At 63.3% G+C, this 19117-nt stretch carries 14 protein-coding genes and 1 tRNA gene; 4 read left to right on the top strand and 11 right to left on the bottom strand.

Annotated elements, in window-relative coordinates; translation table 11 throughout:
• Positions 1-46: 46 nt before the first annotated feature.
• The 5 genes from CI15_RS18175 to CI15_RS18155 form a co-directional block, all read right to left on the bottom strand.
• Positions 47-1678 (bottom strand): ABC transporter ATP-binding protein, encoded by a 1632-nt coding sequence (locus CI15_RS18175; protein ID WP_062129681.1) that lies wholly within the window; start codon positions 1676-1678, stop codon positions 47-49.
• The gene (locus CI15_RS18170) at positions 1675-2781 is read right to left on the bottom strand and encodes an ABC transporter permease (protein ID WP_062129680.1); all 1107 of its coding nucleotides are present in this window, start codon (positions 2779-2781) and stop codon (positions 1675-1677) included. The genes CI15_RS18175 and CI15_RS18170 overlap by 4 nt, the downstream gene beginning before the upstream one ends.
• A complete protein-coding gene (locus CI15_RS18165) occupies positions 2781-3818 on the bottom strand; it encodes a microcin C ABC transporter permease YejB (protein WP_062129679.1) in 1038 nt (345 codons plus the stop codon). The genes CI15_RS18170 and CI15_RS18165 overlap by 1 nt, the downstream gene beginning before the upstream one ends.
• 48 nt (positions 3819-3866) lie before the next feature.
• Positions 3867-5783, bottom strand: coding sequence for an extracellular solute-binding protein (locus tag CI15_RS18160; RefSeq protein WP_082814232.1), 1917 nt, complete (start codon positions 5781-5783; stop codon positions 3867-3869).
• A gap of 180 nt (positions 5784-5963) precedes the next feature.
• A complete protein-coding gene (locus tag CI15_RS18155) occupies positions 5964-6311 on the bottom strand; it encodes a hypothetical protein (RefSeq protein WP_062129678.1) in 348 nt (115 codons plus the stop codon).
• Positions 6312-6773: 462 nt separating this feature from the next.
• Here CI15_RS18155 and CI15_RS18150 point away from each other — a divergent pair, with 462 nt between their 5' ends.
• From CI15_RS18150 to CI15_RS36965, 4 genes are all read left to right on the top strand, one after another.
• On the top strand, positions 6774-8060 hold the full coding sequence (locus tag CI15_RS18150) for an MFS transporter (protein WP_062129677.1): 1287 nt from the start codon (positions 6774-6776) through the stop codon (positions 8058-8060).
• 31 nt (positions 8061-8091) lie between these two features.
• On the top strand, positions 8092-10515 hold the full coding sequence (locus CI15_RS18145; protein WP_062129676.1) for a glycoside hydrolase family 31 protein: 2424 nt from the start codon (positions 8092-8094) through the stop codon (positions 10513-10515).
• Between the two features lie 96 nt (positions 10516-10611).
• On the top strand, positions 10612-11796 hold the full coding sequence (locus CI15_RS18140) for a porin (RefSeq protein ID WP_062129675.1): 1185 nt from the start codon (positions 10612-10614) through the stop codon (positions 11794-11796).
• A gap of 9 nt (positions 11797-11805) precedes the next feature.
• On the top strand, positions 11806-11982 hold the full coding sequence (locus CI15_RS36965) for a hypothetical protein (protein ID WP_161950040.1): 177 nt from the start codon (positions 11806-11808) through the stop codon (positions 11980-11982).
• 113 nt (positions 11983-12095) lie between these two features.
• Here the strand turns inward: CI15_RS36965 and CI15_RS18135 are convergent, their stop codons facing one another.
• The 6 genes from CI15_RS18135 to CI15_RS18110 all read right to left on the bottom strand — a co-directional run bounded on the left by CI15_RS18135 (position 12096) and on the right by CI15_RS18110 (position 19071).
• Positions 12096-12734, bottom strand: coding sequence for a response regulator (locus CI15_RS18135; protein ID WP_075643719.1), 639 nt, complete (start codon positions 12732-12734; stop codon positions 12096-12098).
• A 637-nt stretch (positions 12735-13371) separates the two neighbouring features.
• Positions 13372-13465: transfer RNA gene (locus CI15_RS18130), tRNA-Ser, on the bottom strand.
• 189 nt (positions 13466-13654) lie between these two features.
• Positions 13655-14905, bottom strand: a complete 1251-nt coding sequence (locus CI15_RS18125; RefSeq protein ID WP_062129673.1) for an aspartate kinase — start codon at positions 14903-14905, stop codon at positions 13655-13657.
• A 416-nt stretch (positions 14906-15321) separates the two neighbouring features.
• Positions 15322-16806, bottom strand: coding sequence for a tRNA lysidine(34) synthetase TilS (tilS, locus tag CI15_RS18120; protein WP_062129672.1), 1485 nt, complete (start codon positions 16804-16806; stop codon positions 15322-15324).
• 55 nt (positions 16807-16861) lie between these two features.
• Positions 16862-17833: an acetyl-CoA carboxylase carboxyltransferase subunit alpha gene (locus CI15_RS18115; protein WP_062129671.1), complete on the bottom strand. Its 972-nt coding sequence runs from the start codon at positions 17831-17833 to the stop codon at positions 16862-16864.
• 137 nt (positions 17834-17970) lie between these two features.
• On the bottom strand, positions 17971-19071 hold the full coding sequence (locus CI15_RS18110) for a DNA-3-methyladenine glycosylase family protein (protein WP_062129670.1): 1101 nt from the start codon (positions 19069-19071) through the stop codon (positions 17971-17973).
• Between the last annotated feature and the right edge of the window lie 46 nt (positions 19072-19117).

Genomic DNA, 19117 nt, shown 5'->3' with positions numbered 1-19117 from the left:
GAAAAATCAATCGACGTACGCACCCAATTGGTGAAAGGGTGAAAATTCAACGATCAAGCGCCGCTTTCAGTAGCTTTCGCGTGTAAGGATGCGACGGCGTCGCAAAAATCTTCTCGACTTCGCCGGCCTCGACGATCGATCCGTTTTGCATCACGACGACGCGGTGCGCCATCGCCCCGATCACCTCCAGGTCGTGGCTGATGAACACGAAGCCGAGGTTGTATTTGTGCTGCAAGCCAGCGAGCAGTTTGAGCACCTGCTGCTGGATCGACACGTCGAGCGCGCTGGTCGGTTCGTCGAGGATCAGCACGCGCGGCTCCAGCACCAGCGCGCGCGCGATCGCGATGCGCTGACGCTGGCCGCCCGAGAATTCGTGCGGATAGCGATACAGCGCGGTCCGGTCGATGCCGACTTCGCGCAGCGCCGCGACCACCTTGTCGCGCCGCGCCTGCTCGGTCATCTGCGGCCGGTGCAGCGCGAGACCCTCGCCGACGATCCGCTCGATCGTCTGCCGCGGGGAAAGCGAACTAAAAGGATCCTGAAAGACGACCTGCATGTTCGAGCGCAACGTCGTCTTTTCGCCGCCGCGATAACTCGCGAGCGCCCTGCCCTGAAACTCGATCTCGCCGTGCGCGGTGCGCTGCAAACCGAGCAGCGCCATCGCGAGCGTCGATTTGCCCGAACCCGATTCGCCGACGATCCCGAGCGTCTCGCCCTGGCGCACCGACACGTTCGCCGCGTCGACGGCGCGAAACCGCCCCGAACCGAACCAGCCACGCAGGCCCGGCAGCTTCGTCCTGAAGTCGACCGACACCTCTCGCGCTTCTAGCAGCACCGGCGAGATCGGCAGCACCGGCACCACCTCGCGCTGCGGCCGGCTCGCGAGCAGCCGCTGGGTATACGGATGGCGCGGCGCCTCGAACACCTGCTCGACCGTGCCGGTTTCGACCAGCACGCCTTGCTCCATCACCGCGACGCGGTGCGCGAAGTGCCGCACGAGGTTCAGATCGTGCGTGATCAGCAGCACGGCCATGCCGCGCTTTTGCGCTTCGTCGCGCTGCAGCTCGAGCAGCAACTCGACGATCTGCGCGCGGATCGTCACGTCGAGCGCGGTGGTCGGCTCGTCGGCGAGCAACAGGCGCGGCCGGCAGGCGAGCGCCATCGCGATCATCGCGCGCTGCCGCTGCCCGCCCGACAACTGATGCGGGTAGCTGTTCACGCGCTTCTCCGGCTCGGTGATGCCGGTGCGCGCGAGCAGCGCGACCGCGCGCTTCGCTGCCTCGTTCGCGCTGACGCCATCGTGCAGGACGATCGTCTCCGCGATCTGGTCGCCGATCGTATACAGCGGATTGAGCGCGGTCATCGGCTCCTGGAAGATCATCGCGATATCCGAGCCGCGCAGGCCGCGCATCGCGCGCTCGCTCTTCGCGAGCAGATCTTCGCCATCGAAGCGGATCGCGCCGCTCACCTGCGCTTCGTGAAGCAGGCGCAGCACCGACAGCGCGGTCACGCTCTTGCCCGAACCCGACTCGCCGACGAGCGCGACGCGCTCACCGCGCGCGATCGCGAGCGTCACGTCGTCGACGGCCACCGTGTCGCCGAACACGACGCGCAGATGATCGAGTTCGAGCAGCGGCGTAGCCGGCGCCTCGCGGTCGATTTGCGGCAGCGCGCTCATTGCCGTCCTCCGGCGCGCATGGCATCGGAGAGCCGCGTGTCGAGCGCGTTGCGCAGCGCGTCGCCCATGAAGGTCAACAGCAGCAGCATTGCCACCAGCACGCCGAAGGTCGACACCGAGATCCACCACGCGTCGAGGTTCGCCTTGCCTTGCGCGAGCAACTCGCCGAGGCTCGGCGTGGGCGGCGGCACGCCGAGGCCGAGAAAGTCGAGACTCGTCAGCGCGAGAATCGCGCTGCTCATGCTGAACGGCAGGAACGTGATGACCGGCGTCAGGCTGTTCGGCAAAATGTCACGCCAGATGATCTGCCAATGCGACAGGCCCATCGCGCGCGCGGCCCGCACATAGTCCTGCTGTCGATTGCGCAGGAACTCGGCGCGCACGTAATCGGACAGGCCGATCCAGTTGAACAGCGACAGCAGCACGATCAGCAACGCGAAGCTGCGCTCGAAGATCGACGAAAAGATGATCAGCAAATACAGCTGCGGCATCGCGTTCCAGATCTCGATCAGACGCTGCCCGACGATATCGGTTCGCCCTCCGAAATAACCTTGCACCGCCCCCGCCGCGATGCCGACTATCGTGCTGATCACGGTCAGCACGAGGCCGAACACGACCGACACGCCGAAGCCGTACAGCAGACGCGCGAGCAGATCGCGGCCGCGGTCGTCGGTGCCGAACCAGTTCTCGCGCGACGGCGGCGCGGGGTTCGGCGCTTTCGAGAAGTAATTGAGCGTGTCGTAGTAGTAATGATTCGGCGGATACAGCGCGAAATTGCCCGGTGCATCGAAGCGATGGCGGATATACGGATCGAGATAGTCGGTCGGCGTCGGGAAATCGCCGCCGAAGGTGGTCTCGGCATAGGTCTTCGCGAGCGGGAAATACAGATGGCCGTCGTAGCGCACGACGACCGGCTTGTCGTTCGACCACAGTGGCCCCGCGAGGCTCGCCGCGAATGCGACGAGGAAGATGATCAGACTCCAGTAGCCGAGACGCTGCTGGCGAAAACGCCGCCACACGCGGCGCGCCGGCGACGGCGACATCAGTGCGCGCGCGGGTTCGGTGCGCGCCGCCGCATCCCCGGAAAGGCGGGCTCGATTCATCAGCGCTCCAGTTGTTCGAATTGGATGCGGGGATCGACCCACACGTAGCAAAGGTCGGAGATCAGCCGCGTGACGAGGCCGATCAGCGTAAACAGATACAGCGTGCCGAGCACGACCGGGTAGTCGCGCCGCATCACCGATTCATACGACAGCAGACCGAGCCCGTCGAGCGAAAACAGCGTTTCGATCAGCAGACTGCCGGTGAAGAACGCGCCGATGAACGCGCCCGGGAAATTGACGATCAACGGCAGGAGCGCGTTGCGAAACACGTGCTTCCACAGCACGCGCCGCTCGGACAAACCTTTGGCGCGCGCGGTCAGCACGTATTGCTTGCGGATTTCGTCGAGGAACGCGTTTTTGGTCAGCATCGTGACGACCGCGAAGCTGCCCACCACCGACGCCGTGATCGGCAACGTGATATGCCACAGATAGTCGAGGATCTTGCCGACGAAGCTCAACTGGTCCCAGTTGTCCGACGTGAGGTTGCGCAGCGGAAACAGTTGCAGGAACGAGCCGCCGCCGAACAGCACGAGCAGCAGCACACCGAGCACGAATCCCGGAATCGCGTAGCCGACCAGCACCACGAGGCTCGTCGCGATGTCGAAATTCGAGCCGTTGCGCACCGCCTTTGCGATGCCTAGCGGCACCGATATCAGATAGGTCAGAAAGAAGGTCCACAGGCCGATGCTGATCGACACCGGCAGCTTCGACACGATCAGCGACCACACGCTCTGATGACGGAAATAGCTCTGGCCGAGATCGAAGGTCGCGAAGCGTTTGAGCATCAGCACGTAGCGTTCGAGCGGCGGCTTGTCGAAGCCGTATAGCTGCTTCAGTTGCGCGATCTGTTGCGCGTCGACGCCGCTATGCGAGCGCAGCCCGAACGGCGAAGCACCCTCCGCGCCCTTGCGCAGTTCGTGCGTCATCTGCTCGACGGGCCCGCCCGGCACGAACTGGATCACGACGAAGGTCAGCGTCAGCACGCCGAGCAACGTCGGGATCATCAGCAGCAGACGTTTGAGGATGTAGCTCCACATGGGCGATGTTCCGGTGCGAAGGCGTTGGTGAGGGCGATGGGTCCGCGATCAGTCAGTGATATTCGAGTGCGCGCGCGCCTGCGGATCCTCGTACCACCACATCGTCGTGATCCAGCCTTCCGCGCCATAGTACAGCGGCAAGGTCTTCGGCCACGCGAGTCCGCGCTTGAACGCGACACGATGCGTGCCGCTGTACCAGTGCGGCACCACATAGTAGCCATGCATCAGCAGACGGTCGAGCGCGTGCGCGGCGTCGGTCAACTGCTCGCGCGTTTGCGCATGCACGAGCGCGTCGAGCACCGCGTCGACGGCGGGCGACTTCAGGCCGATCGCATTGTCCGAGCCGGGCGTATCGGCGGCCTTGCTGCCGAAGCGGTTGATCTGCTCGGAGCCGGGCACCTGCACGTCGGGCATGCGAATCGTCGTCATGTCGAAGTCGAATGCATCGAGCCGCTTCTGATAGACCGCGAAGTCGGTCGTCCGGAAGTTCACGGTAATGCCGAGCTTCTGCAGATTGCGTGTGAAGGTCGCGATGATCGGTTCCATCGACGAGGCCGAACCCGCGTCGTCGAGTATCTCGACCTGAAACGGCTCGCCCTTCGCGTTGCGCAGCGCGCCGTCGCGGTAGGTCCAGCCGGCCTGCTGCAACAGATCGCGGGCCTGCAGCAGGTTGGCGCGCAGCGAGCCGGGTGCATCGGTGTCGGGCTGCTTCGGCATCGGTCCGAATACCGCCGGGTCGAGCTGGGCCCGAAACGGTTCGAGCAGCGCGAGCTCGCCTGGCGACGGCAGCCCCCTCGCCTGCCATTCGGTATTGGCAAAATAACTGTCGATACGCGTGTACTGGCTGAAAAACAGCTGGCGGTTCAGCCACTGGAAATCGAGCGCCAGGTCGAGCGCTTTGCGCACCCGCACGTCCTGGAACAGCGGCCGGCGCGTGTTCAGGAAAAAGCCCTGCATGCCGGTGCCGTTGTGCTGCACGAACTCGCGCTTGATCAACTCGCCGCTGTCGAACTTCTTGCCGACGTCGCGCCGCACCCAGTTGCGCGCGATGTATTCGACGAGCGCGTCGTACTCGCCGGCCTTGAACGCCTCGAGTCGCGCGGTGCTATCCGCATACAGCTTGTAGACGATGCGATCGAAGTTGTTCATGCCGACCCGCACCGGCAGATCGGCACCCCAGTAATGCGGATCGCGTTTGAACGTGATCGTGCGGCCGTTGTCATAGCTGTCGATCAGATACGGCCCGCTGCCGATCGGCTTTTCGAACGCCAGCTGATCGAACGGAATGCGGCTGCCGTCGGGCTTCATCCCCCACTTGCGCGAGAACACCGGCATGCTGCCCGCAAGCAGCGGCAACTCACGATTGCGCTCGCGAAACTCGAAGCGCACGGTGGCCGGATCGACGACGACCGCGTCTTTGATCTCGCCGAAAATCGATGCGTACTGCGGCGCGGCCTGCGGGCTCTTCAGCGTGTCGAGCGAGAACTTGACGTCGTCGGCGGTCACCGGGTCGCCGTTCGAAAAGCGCGCGCGCGGGTTGATGTGGAACGTGACCGACAGGCCGTCGGGCGCGACGATGATGTCGTCGGCGAGCAGCCCATAGGCCGACGCGACTTCATCGCTGCTACCGATCGTCAGGCTCTCGAACATCATCTCGAGCCCAGGCGCCGCATTGCCGCGTAGTGTGAACGGATTGAACTTGTCGAAGCTGGTCAGGCGGCTCGGGTTCGCGAGCACGAGCGTGCCGCCTTTTGGCGCATCGGGATTGACGTAATCGAAGTGCTTGAAGCCGGCCGGATATTTCGGCTCGCCATACTGCGCGATGGCGTGCGCCGCGTGCGCGTGCGGCGTGACCAGCAGACTCGCGCAAAGAAGCGCGGCGGCGAATGCGGCGCGCAGGGGTCCGTGGATCACGCTGTGTCGAAGTCCCTCAGGCGTTTGAACCCGTCGCGAGCCAGTTGTCATGGAGTCGTGCTGGTAAGTGGGCAGTGGCGATGGGGGCAATTCTACCCAATTACCTTGCCCGCTCTGGCAGGCGACTGCGACGAAATGCCCGAGCCATCCATGTGTGCATACAAACAAAAACCGCCCTCGAGGGGCGGTTTGGTGTCTGCTTGCAGCAGTTCGGCGCGTTTCGGTGCCGACTCAGTGCCAGCCACGATGCTCGTCGTAGTGACCGCGCGCATAGTCGCGGTGGCCCGGCGGATGGTGGCGATACCAGTCGTCACGCGCCCAGTAGCGATGGCCGTCCCAGTAACGATCGCCGTGCCAGCCGATCACGATTTGCGGGCCACCGTAGTACACGGGAGCCGGCTGATAGACGACGGGCGGCGGAGGTGGCGGCGGCGGTGCGTAGATCGGAGCCGGTGCGACGTAGACCGGCGCGGGAATGCCGATATTGACCCCGACGTTGAGCCCCGCGGCCATCGCGGCACCCGATGCAGCCAACGTCAACACCCCGAGCATAAGCGGAACAAGACGAGCGGACTTCATTGATCACCTTTGTAGGAACATGTTTTGTTGGCGGAAATATAACGCAAGGCAGCAACGCGCGTATTTCAAGTTTGTAATAACTGATGCCGAAAATCGCCGCTCTCGCCGCCGCGTAACGTCTGGTTACATCGGCCAGACGGCGGTGAAAAAGCGCCCGCCGCGCGGGGGCGGACCGCTCCGCTCGCGACTCTTAGTCAAACGAACATTTTCATGTTCGAAAGAACATCCATGTTCGGTATTTTGCGATGAAGTCATCCGACCTCTCGTTCATATTCAGCTGCAATTCATCAACTTATCCCGAATAATCAAGCCGTGGCACGGCGATGCCTATGGTTTTCCCGGATATCTAGGCTGTTTCGAAGTGGTAGGATGACCGCCAGTGAAAATCAATAAATGTTCGAATTCGCGCATGCTTGACCACTGCCCCGAAAGCAACGGCCTGATGCGCCACGGAGACTGATTTTGAAAACGATCAAGGGATTGCGCTGGTGGATCATCGCCCTCGTTTGCGCGGGGACGATCGTCAACTATCTGTCGCGCAACGCGCTCGGTGTGATGGCCCCCGAGCTGATGAAGCTGCTGCATATGAGCACGCAGCAGTACTCGTACGTGGTCGGCGCGTTCCAGGTCGGCTATACGGTGATGCAGCCCGTCTGCGGCCTGATCATCGACCTGATCGGCCTGCGGCTCGGTTTTGCGCTGTTCGCGTGCCTGTGGTCGGTGGTCGGCGTATTCCACGGCTTCGCGGGCAGCTGGTTTTCGCTCGCCGCGTTGCGTGGCTTCATGGGCCTCGCCGAAGCGGTCGCGATTCCGGCCGGCATGAAGGTCGTCGCCGAATGGTTTCCCGATCGCGAGAAGTCCGTCGCGGTCGGCTATTTCAATGCGGGCACTTCGCTCGGCTCGCTGCTCGCGCCGCCGCTCGTCGTGTTCCTGTCGCTGCGCTACGGCTGGCAAAGCGCGTTCGCCGTGACCGGCGCGCTCGGCTTCGTGTGGGCCGCCGCATGGTTCGTGCTGTACCGCTCGCCCGCCGAGCACAAGCGCGTGAGCGTCGCCGAGCGCAGCGCGATCGTCGAAGGCCAGGCGCCGCCCGCGGGGCGCCGCGCAAGCGTGCGCGAAGTGCTGCGCACGCGCCGCTTCTGGGCAATCGCGCAGGCGCGCTTTTTCGCCGAGCCCGCGTGGCAAACGTTCAGCTTCTGGATTCCGCTTTATCTCGCCACGCAGCGTCATATGGATCTGAAGCAGATCGCGATGTTCGCGTGGCTACCGTTTCTCGCCGCGGACCTGGGCGGCCTGTTCGGCGGTTATCTGTCGCCGTTCCTGATGAAGCATTTTCGCGTGCCGCTGATCTGGTCGCGCATCTCGGGCGTCGTGCTCGGCGCGTTGATGATGCTCGGCCCGGCGTCCATCGGTCTCGTCGCGTCGCCGTATCAGGCCATCGCCCTCTTCTGCGTCGGCGGCTTCGCGCACCAGATGATCTCGGCACTCGTCAACACACTCGCCGCCGACGTGTTCGATCCGGGCGAAGTCGGCACCGTCGCAGGCTTCGCGGGCATGGCCGCGTGGATCGGCGGCCTCGGCTTCTCGCTGATGGTCGGCGCGCTCGCCGATTCGATCGGCTACACGCCGCTATTCGGCGCGCTCGGTGCGTTCGACCTCATCGGCGCGACGCTGCTGATCATCCTGATGCGCGGTGTGCCGCGCCATGGCCGCGCGCACCGCGCCGACCTCGGCGTCAACCCTGCTGCCTGACCTGACTGCCGGATCCTTAAGAAGACTCATCATGCGTTCACAGATCAATCTCAAACATCCACCGCGCTTCGCGCTGTCGACCCCCGCGGGCAACCCGGTCGTCCTGAGCGCGCAGCCGAATTGCCGCATCGAGCTGTTCGTGCTCGCCGAAGACATCATCCGCGTGCTCGTGCTGCCGGACGGCGAAACGCGCGGCCCGCGCACGTGGGCGATCGCGCCCGGTGCGGACGACGTGCCGCTCGAAGGCCGCGAGCGCCGCGACCTGAGCGGCTTCACACCGCCGTCGTTCACGGTCGACGAAGCAGACGGTCACGTCGTGATCGAAACGGCGCGGGTGCGCGTGAGCGTCGCGCGCGAGGGCGGCGCCTGCGCATGGGACATCCTGCACGAAGGCACGTGGCATCGCGTGATGAGCGATCGCAAAACCCAGGCATACAACTTCGGCTGGTGGGACTCGCGGGTCTATCACTATGTCGAGCGCCGCCGCGACGAAATGTACGTGGGCCTCGGCGAGCGTGCCGGCTCGCTCGATCGCGCGCAGCAAAGCTACGAGATGCGCAACATCGACGCGATGGGCTACAGCGCGCGCACCACCGACCCGCTGTACAAGCACATCCCGTTCTACCTGACGTGGCAGCCGCAGACGTCGACGGGCTTCGGCCTCTTCTACGACACGCTCGCCGATTGCCGCTTCGACATGGGCCGCGAGCTCGACAACTATCACGGCCACTACCGGCACTTCATCGCCGAGCATGGCGATCTCGACTACTACTTCATCGCGTCGCCGGGCTCACCGCTCGACGCGGTGCGCCGCTTCACTTGGCTCACCGGGCGTCCCGCGTGGATGCCGAAGTGGGGCCTCGGCTACTCGGGCTCGACGATGAGCTACACCGACGCGCCGGATGCGCAGCAGCAGATGGGCGACTTCATCGAGCAATGCCGCAAGCACGACGTGCTGTGCGATTCGTTCCATCTGTCGTCGGGCTATACGTCGATCGGGCCGAAGCGCTACGTGTTCAACTGGAATCACGAGAAGTTTCCGGACATCGATCGCTTCGTGCGAAGCTATCTGGATGAAGGTGTGCGCTTGTGCGCGAACATCAAGCCATGTCTGCTGCAGGACCATCCGGCGTTCGATGAAGTCGCCAAAGCAGGTCTGCTGATCGAAGCGCCCGATGGCGACCCCGCGTGGGTGCAGTTCTGGGACGAAGTCGGCGCCTATCTCGACTTCACGAATCCCGCGACGATCGACTGGTGGAAGGCTCGCGTGAAGGATGCGTTGCTCAAATACGGCATCGCGGCCACGTGGAACGACAACAATGAGTTCGAGATCTGGTCGCCGCATGCGATCGCGCGCGGCTTCGGCAAGCCCTATCCGGCACACCAGGCGAAGGTATTGCAGACGCAACTGATGATGCGCGCGTCGCACGACGCGCAGCGCGAGCACGCGCCTGACAGGCGCCCGTTCCTCGTGTCGCGCTCAGGCGGCGTCGGCATGCATCGCTACGTACAAACGTGGTCCGGCGATAACTACACGTCGTGGGAAACGCTGCGCTTCAATCTGAAGATGGGGCTTGGTCTCGCGATGTCGGGCGTGTCGAATAGCGGCCACGACATCGGTGGCTTCTCGGGCCCGGCGCCGGACCCGGAACTGTTCGCGCGCTGGGTCGCATTCGGTATCTTCCTGCCGCGCTTTTCGATTCACTCGTGGAACGACGACGGCACGGTCAACGAGCCGTGGATGCATCCCGAAGTCACCCAACACGTCGCCGACCTGATCAAGCTGCGCTATCGCCTGATCCCTTACCTGTACGAGTTGCTGTGGCAATCGCATAGCGCGTACGAGCCGGTGCTGCGGCCGCTGTTCGCGGAGTTCCCGCACGATCCGCGCTGCCTCGTCGACGGCGACGACATGATGCTCGGCTCGTCGATGCTGGTCGCGCCGGTGGTCGATCCGGGCCAGAGCACGCGCGACGTGTACCTGCCGGCCGGACCGCGCTGGGTGTCGTACTGGAGCGGCGAGGCCTTCGACGGCGGCCAGACCGTCACGCTGCCTGCGCCGTTCGAGCGTCCGGTGTTCCTGCTGCGCGAAGGCGGCGTGGTTCCGCTGAACGTCGCCGAGCAGCACTTCGGCCGTCCCGCCGACGAGCGCGCTTTCCTCGCGGTTCCCTATGCCGGCGCGGGCACCGCGCAAGGCGGCTCGATCGAGGACGACGGCGAGACCGAAGCCTGGCGCAACGGCGAGCAAGGCCGCTGGAACGTCACGCTGATAAGCGACGCGAATACGTTGCGCGTGACGCTCGAGCGTCCGCAATGGATGCCCCACGCGCAATCTCGAGTGCGCGTGTTCGTGCCGATGCACGAAACCCGCGCCGTCGTCTGCACGAACGGCACGCTCGCGGCCGATCACACCGCGCACGGCTGGCGCTGCCTGACGATTGCGCTGCCGCACTGACACACACACGAGCAACGACTCGCACGACTAGGCACTGAACAACAAACCGCACGGGCCTGAGGGATCAGGCCGTGCACTCAGTCTGGAGACATCCCCATGAAGACCACCCCGCGCGCGCTCGCCCGCGCGTTAGCCCTCTGCTGCCTGCCGTTTGCGGGCGCCGCGTTGTCGACCAGCGCATCGGCGCAAAGCAGCGTCACGCTGTACGGTGTCGTCGACAACGCGTTCGCCTATTCCAGCAACCAGAAGGGGCATTCGAACTTCTACATGAGCCAGGGCAACCTGCAGGCGAGCAAGTTCGGCTTCCTCGGCTCGGAAGATCTCGGCGGTGGCACGAAGGCGATCTTCCGGCTGGAGAGCGGCTTCAATTCACTGACCGGCGCGCAAAGCACCGCGGGTTATCTGTTCAACCGCCAGGCCTATGTCGGACTCGCGAACGACCGCTACGGCACGGTCACGCTCGGCCGCCAGTACACGCCCTACTTCAATATGGTCGGCGCACTCGGGCCGACCGGCGTGCTGACCGGCGCGACCGGCGCGCACCCGGGCGATGTCGACGCCCTCGACACGACGCTGCGCTTCAATAATTCGGTAACCTATCTATCGCCGACCATCGCGGGTCTGCAGGCAAGCGCGCAGTACGGCCTCGGCGGCGTGCCCGGCAGCGTCGCGAACGGCAGCCTGTTCAGCGCGGCGCTGCGCTACGACTTCCAGCCGGTGTCGATCGCGGCCGGCTACGTGAAACTGAAGGACATCGCAACGAGCGCGGCGCTCGGCAGCTTCGCGATCAACTCGCCGGTCAACAACGGCTATGCGAGCGCGCGCAGCGCGCAGCTGTTCGCCGCGGCGGGCCGCTATACGTGGCACGATCTGATGGTTGGCCTCAACTACTCGAACGTGCAGTACGCGCCGGGCCACGGGTCGCTGTTCTTCGACAAGGCCGTGTTCAACACGTACGGCGCGATTGCGACGTACCGAATCACGCCGAGCGTGACCTTCGGCGGCGGATATAGCTTTACGCAAGCGAGTCAGGCGAACGGCATCACCGATCCGGCGCACTATCACCAGATCTCGCTCGAACAAACCTATAACCTCTCGACGCGCACCACGCTGTACGCGCTCGAAGCCTATCAGCACGCGGGCGGCAAGTCGCTGATCGCGTCGGGCAGCGGTGTGAGCATCGCCGACGCGGTCGCGGTGGTCGGCGACTCGCAGAACACGACGCCCTCGTCGGGTCCGTCGCAGTTCGTCGGCATGGTGGGGTTGCGGCACGCGTTCTAAACGACGCGGTTGCCGCTGATCGTTCAGGTCTGCGCCGTGATGTTGCCGTTGAAGGTGATCGTGCTGTCGGCAGCGAACGCGGCCGACACAATGCCAATCGCCGCCACGACTCCCGCACATGCGAGTGAATGCGCCGTTTTCATTTTGTTCCCTGTCAACTGCAACATCGAATTAAAGATGGTCTGAATAGGAATTCAAGATCCATCCTAAATCAGTTCGCATCCATACTATTATTTTTATGAGCAACTTAATCCAAGCCACCCAGATGAACAGTTTGAGTCAGCCATAGGCCGAGACAGCTAGCTCCGCGAGGGCAGCATGTATTCGAACAACTCACGGTCGTTAGTAAGGCCGAGTTTTTTCATCCCCTGCTTGCGTTGGGTACTGACGGTTTGCAGGCTGCGATGACTCAATGCCGCGATTTCGCTGATGCTCATGCCGCTAACATATAAGCGCAGCACTTCTCCTTCGCGTACCGACAGATGTCCGACTTTCATTGCGTCGAATTCTTCGCAATCGCTGATACCGGTAATACGCCGCACTGAAGGTGCGATATAGAATTGACCACGAGAAACGGAACGCACCGCGCTAATCACTTCTTCCGGCGAGTCGTTTTTCAGCAGTACCCCATGTGCCCGCGATTTGACTACAGCTCTCAATAGCAAAGGATTGGTGAGCGTGGTGACGAAGATGACCTTGGTGGACGGATAGGTTCGGCGCAACAGTGCCATCAGGGCGCTGCCGTCCCTGTACATCTCCCCGGGGATCTCGAAATCGCTCAGCAGCACGTCGACCTCTTTTTCCTGAAGCAATTCGACGATTGCCGTGGAGTCTTCTGCCTCGCCGACCACCCTCAAGCCGCCCTGAGCGCCTAAAACACATCGCATTCCTATTCGCAGAATAGAATTTCCGTCCGCGATAGCAATCTTAGTAAACAAAACCCACCTCCAAACGATGGTTATCGATCACCACTACAGCTCTACCAACCGATTCTTCAAACCCCTGCGAAAAATCTTGGCGCCCCTCCATTCATAAAAATCACACTCGTTAGAATAGACAAAAGGACCCTGCCTGACTGACTGACTTAAATTCGAGATGAATTTACGCATTCAGCATCAACCGTGACTTATATTTACTTGCGCGGATAGCGTGAATGCGGGCGGCGACTGACCGTGCGCAACGCCTTATCAGGGCGTATTGTGGACAGCGCCCGTCGAAATTTGAAATAGAAGAATATCGAAATATTTGTCAATAAACGTCAATGTCAGGCCGAATTTTATTGACGCGCAGACCCAATGCACATTGCTTTTTAATATTAAATTCGTTCTGTATCGTATCTTAATAAATTTGGGAACGTGGAAAGAAGTTACCGGCAGCCGCGTCGCGGCCAGATGGACCGCTGAGAAAAGCGACGCAATGCCAGCGCAGCGGGCGCCTTGGACACGCGTGCAGGATAAGTGTGGGGCGTAGGCACAACGCGTCGCCGCGCATAGCCGGCAGCGCGCCCGCAGAAAACCTCGCGGAAAAACAAAAACCCCGCAGAGCCTAGACTCTGCGGGGTTTCGCCACCATTGCTGGCGGAGACGGAGGGATTCGAACCCTCGATCCAGGTTTTGGCCCAGATGCTCCCTTAGCAGGGGAGTGCCTTCGACCTCTCGGCCACGTCTCCCAAACTTTCTCTCGCACAGGGAGTCAGTGCGAAGAAGCCAAGATAATAGCGGGCCGAGCCGATAAGGTCAATGTCTGAAGAACATTTTTTGTGCCAACGTGGCGCCTCGCGACGCAATTCGTTCACAGGAACGCCACAAAACAAACGGGGCGCACTCATGCGCCCCGTTTTTGCCGCCATTTACGCCATTTACGCCTGATCGAGTTCGAAGGCCTTATGCAGCGCGCGCACTGCGAGCTCCATGTACTTCTCATCGATCAGCACCGAAATCTTGATTTCGGAGGTCGAGATCATCTGGATGTTGATGCCCTCTTCCGACAGCGTGCGGAACATCTTGCTCGCGATGCCGACGTGCGAGCGCATGCCCACGCCAACCACCGACACCTTCGACACCTTCGGGTCGCCCAGCACCTGCTCGGCCTGCACGTGCGCCTTCACCGTGCCCGTGAGGATCTCCATGGCACGCGCATAGTCGCCGCGGCCGACCGTGAACGTGAACGCCGTCTTGCCCTCGACGCTCTGGTTCTGGATGATCATGTCGACGTCGATATTCGCGTCCGCCACCGGGCCGAGAATCTGATACGCGATGCCCGGCTTGTCGGGCACACCCATCACGGCGATACGAGCTTCGTCGCGCTGGAACGCGATGCCCGAGATGACTGCTTTTTCCATGGTCTCGTCTTCTTCAAAAGTAATCAGGGTGCCCGACTTCATTTCTTGATCGAGCGGCATCAGCGGATCGGTCAGGCTCGACAGCACGCGCGTCTTCACCTGATATTTGCCGGCGAACTCCACCGAGCGGATCTGCAGCACCTTCGAACCCAGGCTGGCCATTTCCAGCATTTCTTCGAACGTCACGCGGTCGAGCCGGCGCGCTTCTTCGACGACGCGCGGGTCCGTCGTGTACACACCGTCGACGTCCGTGTAGATCAGGCACTCGTCGGCCTTCAGCCCCGCCGCAACCGCGACTGCCGATGTGTCCGAGCCACCGCGGCCCAGCGTCGTGATGTTGCCATCCGGGTCGATACCCTGGAAGCCGGTGATCACGACCACCTTGCCGGCCGCGAGGTCGCGCAAGACGCGCTCGCCATCGATGTCGCTGATGCGCGCTTTCGTGAACGCGCTATCCGTTTTGACCGGCACTTGCCAGCCTGTGTAGCTGACCGCGTCGACGCCGGCTTCCTGCAGCGCGATCGCGAGCAGACCCGAGCTGACCTGCTCGCCGGTGGCGGCGATCATGTCGAGCTCACGCGGGCTCGGTTGAGTCGTGATTTCTTTCGCGAGGCCAAGCAGGCGATTGGTTTCGCCCGACATTGCCGAGGGCACGACGACCATCTGGTGGCCAGCCTTGTGCCATTTCGCGACGCGCCTGGCGACGTTCTTGATGCGCTCGACCGAGCCCATCGAGGTGCCGCCGTATTTATGTACGATGAGTGCCATTGTCGTTCTGAACTGGAAGAGAAACCGCGCTGGCGCGCTGGAGACGACCGCACAGAAAGCACAGGGGCGCAACGTCTCGTGAACGGCGGCAAAGTGTGTGGCGGCGTAGATGCAGCACGCGTGCAGCACGCGCGGATTTGCCCGGGATGAGATCGCAAATGACTGATCGGAATGCAACGGTGACGACGGATCACGCTCGCCAGCCGACACTAACGACCGATAGCGACAAAAGCGACGGCGAAATCGGGTCGGGCAAACAAGCTAAATTACCCGATTAGGCGCAAAAAGACAAGACACAGCGAACGTTCAAATCCGTCAAATCGGGCCTGCAATGGCCTGTTTTACCGTGGATTAGCGCCCTATTTCACGATTTCGACCATTGCGCGCTCGGGTGGCGCGCGCCGCCGAGCGGCCGATCAAGCGATCAGCAGATCCTCGCGCCAGACGATTCTCACGCGCGCTTCGCCATCCGGGGATGAATCGCGCGCAGCCGCGCGATTCATGCCGATCAGCGGCACGAACAGCAACTCGTCGCCGACGTAAAGCAGCGGCACGTCGCGCTTCCATGCGGGAATAGCGCGCTCCTGAAACAGATTCTTCAGCGTGCGGCTCGGCGCGTTCGGCGCGCCGATACGCATGCGCTCGCCGCCGCGGCGCGCCCGTACGCTCAACGATGCCCGTTGCAGGACGCTGACGGGAATGGTGTCGAATGCCTCGCCACGTTCCGCCTCGCTCGCTTCGTGCGTCGCGCCGGCGTCACCGAAAGCAACGTCCGACGCGACGACCGCGAACACGAACGTGCCGCGCCATTGCGGCACATGCCAGACCTCTTGCCCTTGCCACACGAGTTCGCTGATCTCGCGCTCGACGAGCGCGGTTTCGTCGGCAGGCTCGCTGCTCTCGCCCGCTTCCCAGTAGACGAGGCCGCGATAGCTGCGCAACGCATGGCCAGCGTGATCGATACGCAGACGATGTCCGTCCTGCCCCGCGCCGACCTCGCGCAACTGCCGCAACGCATCGGCGATACGCGCGCTCGACGCCGCGACGAAGCCGAGCGTGCGCATCCAGTAGCGCAGCAGATTCAGCGCGCGATCGTCGTCGAGTGCGAGCAGTGCGTCGTGCGCGAGCGCGCGTCCTTCATCGCGCGATGCGCACTCCATATCGGCACGCGCGAGCGTGTCGAGCAATCGCTGCGCCGAAGCCGCATGCGCGGCCGTGCGCGCGAGCGCATCGCGAAAGCCGGGGAAATGCACTGCGAGCGCCGGCATCACTTGATGACGCAACGCATTGCGTGCGTAACGCGTGTCCGCGTTCGATTCGTCGTCGATCCAGCGCAGCTTGCGCACACTCGCGTAGTGTTCGAGCTGCGCGCGCAGCAGATGCAGGAGTGGCCGCACGCGTGTCGCCGACGCCCCCGCCGAGAGGAACTCGGGCGCCATCGCCGCGAGACCCGCAAGACCGGCGCCGCGCAACAGTTGCAGCAGCACGGTCTCGGCCTGGTCGTCCGCATGCTGCGCGAGCCAAAGCGAACGAGTACCGTGCGTTTCGCACATCGCGTCGAGCGCGCGATAACGCGCGTCGCGCGCCGCGGCCTCGATGCTCACGCCCGGCGCGCGCGACACTTCCACGCGTCGCGCGTCGAACTCGACGCCACGCTCGCGCGCGAATGCCTCGCAATGCGCGAGCCACGCATCGGCATGCGGACTCAAACCATGATGCACATGCAGCGCGATACAACGCGACGCACCCGCAACGCGCACCGCCGCATCGAGCAGCACACTCGAATCGACGCCGCCGCTGAACGCGAGCGCAATACGCGCGTGCGGATCGAGTCCGGACAGCGCCACGCCGAGCGCCTCGATCACGAGGCGCTCGGCGAATGAGTCGGCGGTAGTGGTCACGTCGTTAGCGCGGAAAGCGCCGCTGGACGAAAGAGGCAGGCCAACGCGCGCGGGCTTATGCCCCCGGCGTCGTTTCCTTGAATTTGCCGTACGCCATCAGCCGTTCGAAACGGCGTTCGCGCAGGTCGTTGATGCTCATGCCCTGGAACTGGCGCAACGAATCGGCGAGCGCACGGCGCAGCATCGCGGCCATGCCCTTCGGATCGCGATGCGCACCGCCGAGCGGCTCGTTGACGATCTTGTCGATCAGGCCGAGCGCCTTCAGACGATGCGCGGTCAGGCCGAGCGCTTCGGCCGCTTCCGGCGCCTTCGCGGCGCTCTTCCACAGGATCGACGCGCAGCCTTCCGGCGAAATCACCGAGTAGGTCGAGAACTGCAGCATCAGCACGCTGTCGCCCACTGCGATCGCGAGCGCGCCGCCCGAGCCGCCCTCGCCGATGATCGTCGCGATCAGCGGCGTCTTCAGCTCGGCCATCACGTACAGATTGCGACCGATCGCTTCGGACTGGCCGCGCTCTTCCGCGCCGATGCCCGGGTACGCGCCCGGCGTGTCGATGAACGTGAAGATCGGCAGGCCGAATTTCTCGGCGAGGCGCATCAGACGCTCGGCCTTGCGATAGCCTTCCGGACGCGGCATGCCGAAGTTGCGCAGCGCGCGCTCCTTGGTGTCGCGCCCCTTCTGATGACCGATCACCATGCACGCCTGACCGTTGAATCGCGCGAGACCGCCGACGATCGACAGATCGTCCGCGAAGCTGCGGTCGCCATGCAGTTCATGGAAGTCGGTGAACAGCTCGCTCACGTAGTCGAACGTGTAGGGACGCTGCGGATGACGGGCGATTTGCGAAACCTGCCACGGCGTGAGGTTCGCATACAGATCTTTGGTGAGCTGCTGGCTCTTCTTGGACAGCCGCTCGATCTCTTCCGAAATATCGACGGCCGAATCATCCTGCACGAAGCGCAATTCTTCGATCTTCGCTTCGAGTTCAGCGATCGGCTGTTCGAAATCCAGAAAGGTGGTCTTCATTGGTTGTAATCCTTGGACTTACCGGGCAGCGCGTATTCTAACCGCGCGCGCCGATGTCAAAACCTTTTCTCAACTATCGACCCTGAAAAAGCGATAGTTTCCGAAACAGCTTCGTTTTCTGCGAGTTTGCTGCTCTCTCAGTAGTCGACCGGCAACGGATCGAGACTACGCCACATGTACCACGTCGCGACGGTGCGCCACGGCTCCCAGTTCGCGGCGACCTCGCGCGCTTCGCTGCGCGTGACCGGCTCGCCGCTGAAATAGTTGACGCTGATCGCGCGGATCAGGCCGAGGTCGTCGAGCGGCAGCACGTCGGGACGCGACAGGTTGAAGATCAGGAACATCTCCGCGGTCCAGCGGCCGATGCCGCGAATCTGCGTGAGTTCGGCGATCACCGCCTCGTCGTCCATCGAGGTCCATGTGCCGACGTGCAACGCGCCCGACACGAAATGCTGCGCGAGATCGAGTACGTACTCGGCCTTGCGTTTCGACAACCCGCACGCGGTCAATTTCTCGAGGCCGAGCTTGATGAACTGCTGCGGTACGAGCTTCGGACACGCGGCCTCGACCCTCGCCCACACCGCCTGCGCGGACGCGACCGAAATCTGCTGCCCGACCACCGAGCGCGCGAGCGTGACGAACGGATCGCCACGGCTCAGCAGATGCACGGGGCCGAACTTCGGAATCAGCTTCTTCAGAATGCGATCGCGCTTGACGAGGTCCGCGCACGCCTTGTCCCAATACGCGGGACGGGTGACTTCGGGCGCAAGACCGCCGATCTGCACCGGCACCGCGACTTCGTTCGCGAGCGATGTGACGCCTGCGGCTTCGCCGCTCGCACTGGCCGTGCTGGCCGAAGCAGCCGACACACGTGTCTTGCGCACGACTTCGCCCGCGTTCGTGTCGCGCGCGAGTTCCTGCACGTCGCTGACGAGATCGGCCGGCAAGGCCCCATTGGTCTTCGCGCGCGACGTGGTTTTCGCGCGTTTCACGCTCGCATGCGCGCCTTCAGTGAGCGCGCCGCCCGCGCCATTGACCGGGCGCTTGCGCGCGCCCTTCGTTGCGGCCGAGCCGGCTTTCGCCGCCGCCCCACCCGCTTTCGACGACGCTTTCGCTACCGCGCCGCCGCCCGCGCGAGTCGACGCACGCGTCGACTTAGCCGCGCCTGCCGATGCTGCGGCTGACGCACTGGTTTGAGACGCCGCGCGTTTAGCCGGCGTCTTCGTGGCCGTTGCCATCCTGCCTCCTGCCTGGCGAGTCGATCAGAGGGAAGTACGAGGTGCG

Origin of the sequence: Paraburkholderia monticola, assembly GCF_001580545.1 — a bacterium.
GTDB classification, from domain to species: domain Bacteria; phylum Pseudomonadota; class Gammaproteobacteria; order Burkholderiales; family Burkholderiaceae; genus Paraburkholderia; species Paraburkholderia monticola.
The sequence above is the reverse complement of the archived record's forward strand: the minus strand, read 5'-3'. Positions and strand labels throughout refer to the sequence as shown.